This is a genomic window from Rheinheimera tilapiae, from assembly GCF_042432165.1.
In the GTDB taxonomy this organism is placed as follows: domain Bacteria; phylum Pseudomonadota; class Gammaproteobacteria; order Enterobacterales; family Alteromonadaceae; genus Pararheinheimera; species Pararheinheimera tilapiae.
In genome coordinates, this window is record NZ_JBHLXP010000003.1 from 177,535 (window position 1) to 185,281 (window position 7,747).

A 7,747-nucleotide genomic window follows, 5' to 3' on the forward strand; every position below is an offset into this window, starting at 1 on the left:
GCCAAGCTGTTGGCGTTTTGCCTGTGAACACCATGAGCTCTGCGAATGGTAAATGCATGGCACGTGGTGCCCAGAGCTTTTCGGCGATGTCCAGGATGATATAGAAAATCAGACTCTGTTGTTAGCCTGGTCCTTGTTGTAACGCCGGTAACGTCAGCACCCGATCGGCCGAGGCAATAGTCTCAGGCCTGTGCGCGATGATGATTCGGGTAATTTGCAGCTGCTGTAAGGCGCTGCTGACCACCGCTTCAGTTGCCATATCCAGATGACTGGTGGCTTCATCCAAAAACAAAATCTTCGGCCGCCGGTACAATGCCCGTGCCAGTAGAATTCGTTGTTTCTGCCCACCCGAAAGTGCTGAACCCATGTCACCAATCAAACTGTGATAGCCCATCGGCATCCGGCTGATATCCTCATGCACCGCCGCGAGTTTGGCACACTCTTGCGCCCACTCATCATTGGGCTCGTCAGCAAAAAAACAGATATTGTCGCGAATAGAGCCCGACAGCAGCTGGTCATCCTGCATCACTGCGGCGATCTGATTGCGATAACCAGCCTGACTCAGCTGAGTCAGCGTCACACCGTCTACCCGGACTTCACCCTGTTGTGGTGTAAAAAGCCCGAGCATCAACTTTAACAACGTCGTTTTGCCACAACCAGAAGGCCCAACCACGGCAACAGATTCACCCGCCGCAACATCCAGGCTGACCTGCTGTAAAACCAGCGCGCCATTGCTGCTATAAGAAAAACTCAGATTGTCGACGCTGATCTGGCCGCTTAACTCGATCTCGCGCTGCGCGATACCGCCCTGCTTGTCTTCACGCGGTGTGGCGACAATATCCGCCAGCCGGGCAAAATGCAGGTTCAGCATTTTCAGCGCCAAGCCTTTATCAATCAGCCGCGACATCCGTTCCATAAACTGGCTTTTATAGGCAATAAAAGCAAACAACATCCCGGTACTAAAACCACCATCGAGTACCAGCAAAGCACCAAAATAAATCACCAACACATGCTCAATACCAGTCAATAACCGATTGATATGCTGAAAACTTAAGTTAAACACGCCAAGCTGGATGCCACGATTCGCCGCGGCCACATACAAATGCTGCCAGCTGGCTTCGCGTTTAGCTTCGGCACTAAACAGTTTTAACGTTTGCATGGCGCGAACCGTTTCAATCTGGTGGCTTTGCACCTGAGCCTGCGCCACAATTTGCTGTTCCGACACTTTGCGATATTGGTGGTACATCAAAAGCTGCACGATGCCATAACACAGCAGTGCTATCAGCACGATCAGGCACAATAACGGGCTATACCACAACAGCACGACCAGAATAGCCACCGCCATCAGGCCATCAATCACGGCCTCCATCACACCGCTGGTCAGGAGTTCGCGCACTTGCTGCAGCGAACCAAAACGCGACAACACATCGCCAATCTGGCGTTTTTCGAAGTAACTGAGCGGCAAGCGGATTAAATGATGCAGCAGATTCGCTGCCATCTGAATATTCATCGCACTATTAAAATGCAGCAACACAAAAGCGCGCAGCACTGAGGTGCTGATCTCAAAAATTAGCAACAAACCGAAGCCAAGTGCCAGCACCAGTAACAAACTGCGGTCCGCACTAAGCAGAACATCATCGACCACCAGTTGCAGATAATAAGGCGCGACCAGTGTAAACAGCTGTAATAACAGCGACAGACTCAGGATCAGTGCAACTGAGCGCTTCAACCCGCTGATATTGGACCAGAAATCCCGCAGACGCAGCCCAGCATCAGCCGGTCTTTGGCTGAAATCCTGCGTCGGTAATAACTCGAGCGCAACGCCAGTAAAATGCTCTGACACTTCGGCGAGGCTCAGTGTGCGCTCACCACGTGCCGGGTCATGGATCACCAGCTTGCCGCGGCGCACTGATTTCAGCACGACAAAATGATTCATATCCCAGTGCAAAATCGCCGGCAGCTGCAATTTGCCAAGCGCTGCGGGTTCCAGCTTCAACGCGCGGCCACTCAGTGCCAGACGACTGGCAAATTCGACCAGATCTTTCATGGTACAGCCAGCAATTGAGCTGCCAAACAAAGCGCGTAATTGCTGGATACTTAAGTGATGGCCGTAAAATCCGGCCACCATGCCAAGGCAGGCGATGCCGCACTCCGCCGCTTCGGACTGTAATAACACCGGTAGCCGCTGGGCGGGCCATAACTTCAGTTGACTGGCGAGCTGACTCATCAGAATTGTCCCCGTAAGGCCAGGATCGGGTCAAACAACCACTGCCATAAATTACGTTGTTCGGTGATTAAATCCGCTTGTAAAGTCATGCCGGCCTTGAGCGGCAATTCCCGTTGATAGGCCTGAATGGACTGACCGCTAAGGCGCACTTTCAACCGGTAACTCGGTTGCTGCAGCGCAACTTCAGCCACTTCGGAGGGTAACAGCACTGTATTACTCAGCTCATGTACGGTGCCGCTAAATACACCAAAACGTTGAAACGGGAAGGCATCGTAGCGAATGCGCACCGGCTGACCGGCACTGACAAAGGCAATAGATCGGGTCGGCACATACAGGATGGCTTCCAGCTCGGCATTGACCGGCAACAAGGTCAGCGCCACAGCGCCGGCATCTAAAGTTTGACCGGCGCTGATCCGCAGCGCACTCACCTGCCCATCCACCGGAGCGGTCAGCCAGATCTCTTGCTGTTGCTGTAATTCAGTGCGTTGATTTTTCAGGGCGGACAGCTGATTGTCGATTTGCGCCAGTTCAGTTTGCTGGCGCAGCGGCAACTGGCTGAGTAAATCCTGATTTTGCTGCAGCTGTTGCTGTAATTTCAGCTGTTCCGACTGCAGGCTTTTTTCCTGCTGTTGCAGGGCCAGCAACGCGTCTTTTTGTTTATTGATTTCAAGCCCAGAGATGTAACCGCTGCCGGATAACTTCTGTAACTGTGCCAGCTGTTGCTGATTAATCGTCAGACGTTCACGGAAGGTCACCAGCTGCAGCGCCAGTTCCTGTAAGCGGGCTTTGTCATTAGTGATTTGATTCTGCAGCGCTTGCAGTTCCAACTGATGGCGCTGTTGCAACTGTTGCTGCTCATTGATTTTGTTATCCAGCATCCGGCCCATTTCAGTTTGCAGGCTTTGGCTTAAATCTGTCTGTCCGGCACCGATTTTACTGCTGTTTAGCTGCAACAACGGCGTGCCGGCTTTCACCTGCTGACCTTCCTGCACATTAAGTTTGCTGACGACGCCACTATTTTGCGCCTGCACTCGAACCTGGCCCTGCACCGGCTGCAGCAGCCCTTGCACGGTTTCTTTGCGGGTATAGTCGGCGCTAAGCAGAAAACTGATGCTGAGCACCGCAATGACCAATAACAGCAGGCTCAGCCATACCAGCTGCGGCGGTCGGGTCAGGTTGATTTGGCCTTGCAGGCGCTGTTGCTGCCTGGCCAGCACTTCGGGCCGGAAAATTGAAGACATTGGGTCGCTTCTGTTGGAATTGTTATAGCGCGTCACTGCGTGAGGTTCAGCTTAAAACGAACAGCTGCCAGAGTGCAACCGACAATAGTGCAACCCGCAATAGTGCAACCGGCAATAGCTGACGGCGCGCTGTGTGTACCAGGTGGCCGCAGATAAAAAAACCAGCCGAAGCTGGTTTTTTATTAGCACCATCCCTGACGCTCACCTTGCAGGCCAACGCGATGCGTTGTTAAAAACCGCTCCCGGCGGTTTTTTATCAAGTAGGCAGGGTCAGAAAATTAACCTAACCAAACCCGCGCATTGCGGAACATACGCAGCCATGGGCTGTCTTCCTGCCACTCGTCCGGGTGCCAGCTGTTGCTGACCGCGCGGAACACGCGCTCCGGGTGCGGCATCATGATAGTGACGCGGCCATCCGTAGTGGTCAGTGCCGTGATCCCGTTAGCTGAACCGTTCGGGTTGGCTGGGTACTGAGTAGTGACCTGACCATAGTTATCGACAAAGCGCAGTGCGATAGTGCCGCTTTGCTCTGCTGCCGCTAAGGCTTGCGCGCTTGCAAACTCGGTATGGCCTTCGCCATGTGACACGGCGATTGGCATCCGTGAACCGGCCATGCCAGCGAACAGCAATGACGGATTCTGCTGCACTTCGACCAAACTGAAACGTGCTTCAAAGCGTTCAGATTTGTTGCGGACAAAACGTGGCCACAAATCAGCGCCCGGAATTAACGATTTCAGGTTCGACACCATCTGACAGCCGTTACAGACGCCGAGTGTGAATGTCGACTCGCGCTCGAAGAACTGGCTGAATTCACGCCGCGCCAGCTCGTTAAACAGGATGGATTTGGCCCAGCCTTCACCGGCACCTAACACGTCACCGTAGCTAAAACCGCCACAAGCGACCAGACCGTTAAATTCTTCCAGACTGCGACGACCGCTCAGAATGTCGCTCATGTGCACGTCGACCGCAGTGAAACCAGCACGATTAAAGGCTGCCGCCATTTCCACGTGCGAGTTGACGCCTTGCTCACGCAGCACGGCAACTTTCGGCTTAGCACCTTTGAGGATATAAGGCGCAGCAACATCTTCGTTTAGGTCAAAACTCAGTTTGACGTTCAGACCTGGGTCTTGTTGGTCCGCTTTAGCCGCGAATTCCTGTTCAGCGCAGGCCGGGTTATCACGACGAGACTGGATCTGATTCGTTGTTTCAGCCCAGATACAACGCAGACGCGTGCGGCTGTCACTGTAAATCACTTGCTCGCCACGGCTTACCACCAGCGCATCAGTGTTGCTGACTGCGCCCAGCACATAGCTGTTTGCCGCCAGACCATGTTTCGCCAGCACTTGCTGGACATAAGCCAACTCACTGTCCGCAACCTGAATCACAGCGCCCAGCTCTTCACTGAACAGTACCGCCAGATCATCGTTGCCTAGAGCGTTGATATCGACGTTCCAACCGGCTTTACCGGCGAAGGCCATTTCCGCCAGCGTGACCAGCAAACCACCGTCTGAACGGTCGTGGTACGCCAGCAGTTTTTGTTCATGGGTCAGCTGCTGAATGGCGTGGAAGAAATTCGCCAGTAGTTCTGGTGATGCCAGATCCGGTGCGTGTTGGCCCAGCTGTTTGTAAACTTGTGCCAGACAAGAAGCGCCTAAGCGGTTTTCACCAAGGCCTAAATCAATCAGCAACAACGAGCTTGCGCCCTTGTCGGTGCGCAGCTGTGGCGTGACGGTTTTACGCACGTCTTCGACGCGGGCAAAGGCGGTGATCACCAGTGACATTGGCGCTGTCACTGCTTTGTCTTCACCGTTGTCCTGCCACTTGGTTTTCATCGACATCGAGTCTTTACCGACCGGAATAGTGATACCCAGCGCCGGACACAGTTCTTCGCCGATAGCTTTGACCGCCTGATACAGGCCCGCATCTTCACCCGGGTGACCGGCTGCAGACATCCAGTTGGCGGATAACTTAATCCGTTTTAAATCACCAATGTCGGTCGCTGCAATATTGGTGATAGCTTCTGCCACCGCCAGACGCGCTGAAGCGCCGAAGTCTAACAGGGCGACCGGCGTGCGCTCACCCATCGACATGGCTTCGCCGTGATAAGTATCCAGCGCGGCAGTTGTCACTGCACAGTTCGCCACCGGTACCTGCCATGGACCGACCATCTGGTCACGCGCCACCATGCCGGTGACAGAACGGTCACCAATGGTGATTAAGAAAGTTTTTTCGGCAATCGTTGGTAAACGCAATAAGCGTTCAGTCGCAGCCTGAATACTGACACCAGCAAATTCTAACGCTTTGCCGCTGGTTTGTTTTGACGCGACGTCACGGTGCATTTTTGGTGCTTTGCCGAGTAATACCGACAATGGCAGGTCGATTGGTGTATTGCCAAAATGCGTATCTGACAGCGTCAGGTGCTGCTCAGCCGTTGCTTCGCCAACTACCGCATAAGGTGCGCGTTCACGTTTACAAATTTGCTCGAACACTGGCATTTTGTCGGCTGGGATCGCCATCACGTAGCGTTCTTGTGACTCGTTACACCAGATCTCTAACGGAGACATGCCTGGCTCATCGTTTGGTACGTTGCGCAGTTCAAACTTGCCGCCAACGCCGCCGTCATTGACCAGTTCCGGGAAGGCGTTAGATAAACCACCGGCACCGACGTCGTGGATAAACACAATCGGGTTGTCCGCGCCCAACTGCCAGCAGCGGTCGATCACTTCCTGACACCGGCGTTCAATTTCCGGGTTTTCGCGCTGCACTGAGGCAAAATCCAAATCTTCGGCAGATTGGCCAGAGGCCATCGAAGACGCTGCACCACCACCGAGGCCGATATTCATCGCTGGGCCACCGAGCACGACTAACTTGGCGCCAACCGGTAAATCACCTTTTTGCACGTGTTCAGCACGGATGTTGCCAAGACCACCGGCGATCATGATGGGTTTATGGTAACCACGTACTTCCTCACCGTTGTGGCTTGGCACTTGCTCTTCATAAGTGCGGAAATAACCGAGGATGTTTGGCCGGCCGAATTCGTTGTTAAACGCAGCGCCGCCGAGTGGGCCTTCGGTCATGATGTCCAGCGCCGACACAATGCGACCTGGCTTGCCAAAATCGGTTTCCCATGGCTGTTCAAAGCCAGGAATTCGTAAGTTCGATACTGAGAAACCCACCAGACCGGCTTTTGGTTTAGAACCCACGCCCGTCGCGCCTTCGTCACGAATCTCACCACCAGAACCCGTGGCTGCGCCTGGGAACGGCGAAATCGCCGTTGGGTGGTTGTGCGTTTCGACTTTCATCAACACATGAATATCTTCGTGATGGTACTGATATTCCTGTGTATCCGGCGTTGGGAAGAAACGGCCGGCTTTTGAGCCTTCCATCACCGCTGCGTTGTCTTTGTATGCTGACAACACATAGTCCGGCGTCACTTCCATGGTGTTTTTAATCATTTTAAACAGCGACTTCGGCTGTTTTTCACCGTCGATGGTCCAGTCGGCGTTGAAAATTTTGTGGCGGCAGTGCTCAGAGTTGGCCTGCGCAAACATATAAAGTTCGATGTCGTTCGGGTTGCGGCCAAGCGCAGTGAAGTTGCTGAACAGGTAGTCGATTTCATCATCGGCCAGGGCCAGGCCCAGACGAATATTGGCTTCGACCAACGCCTCGCGACCACCGGTCAGAATGTCGACCGAAGACACCGGTGCCGGTTCAGCTTTGCTAAATAGGGCTGCGGCTTGCTGGAATTCAGTGAACACCACTTCCATCATGCGATCGTGGATGAGTGCAGCCACTTGTTGCTGCTCAGCCGCAGACAGTGCGCGCGTGGTGGTCAGGTAATAAGCGACACCGCGTTCTAACCGCAGCACTTTGGCAAGGCCGCAGTTGTGCGCGATATCGGTCGCTTTAGACGACCAGGGAGAAATAGTGCCAGGACGTGGCGTTACCAGCAATAACTGGCCGGCCGGCTGGTGCGATGCCAGCGTTGGTCCGTAGGTCAGCAGTTTTTCCAGCGTGTTGTGCTCAGCAGCGCTCAGGCTGTCAGTCACATCAGCAAAATGCATAAATTCGGCGTAAACATCGCTGACAGGCAGTTGGGCCTCGGTACACAGATCGATGATTTTCTGAACTCGGAACTCGGACAGTGCAGCTGCACCACGCAGGATTAACATAGATTTTTTTCCCGTGGGTTGGTCGTGGACGGAACCTTGAAATCGGCGCCGCATTATAAAGAAAAAAGCCGCCCTTGGGTATCAATAAAGCCGTTTGTGCGCGCATT

3 protein-coding genes are annotated in these 7,747 nt (G+C 53.8%); all 3 read right to left on the bottom strand.

What is annotated here, in order from left to right; all coding sequences use genetic code 11:
* Positions 1–121: 121 nt before the first annotated feature.
* Positions 122–2,227 (bottom strand): peptidase domain-containing ABC transporter, encoded by a 2,106-nt coding sequence (locus ACFFJP_RS11750; RefSeq protein ID WP_377243946.1) that lies wholly within the window; start codon positions 2,225–2,227, stop codon positions 122–124.
* Complete coding sequence (locus ACFFJP_RS11755) at positions 2,227–3,468, bottom strand: HlyD family secretion protein (RefSeq protein WP_377243949.1); 1,242 nt, start codon at positions 3,466–3,468, stop codon at positions 2,227–2,229. The genes ACFFJP_RS11750 and ACFFJP_RS11755 overlap by 1 nt, the downstream gene beginning before the upstream one ends.
* Positions 3,469–3,746: 278 nt before the next feature.
* Positions 3,747–7,640, bottom strand: coding sequence for a phosphoribosylformylglycinamidine synthase (gene purL, locus ACFFJP_RS11760; protein ID WP_377243952.1), 3,894 nt, complete (start codon positions 7,638–7,640; stop codon positions 3,747–3,749).
* Between the last annotated feature and the right edge of the window lie 107 nt (positions 7,641–7,747).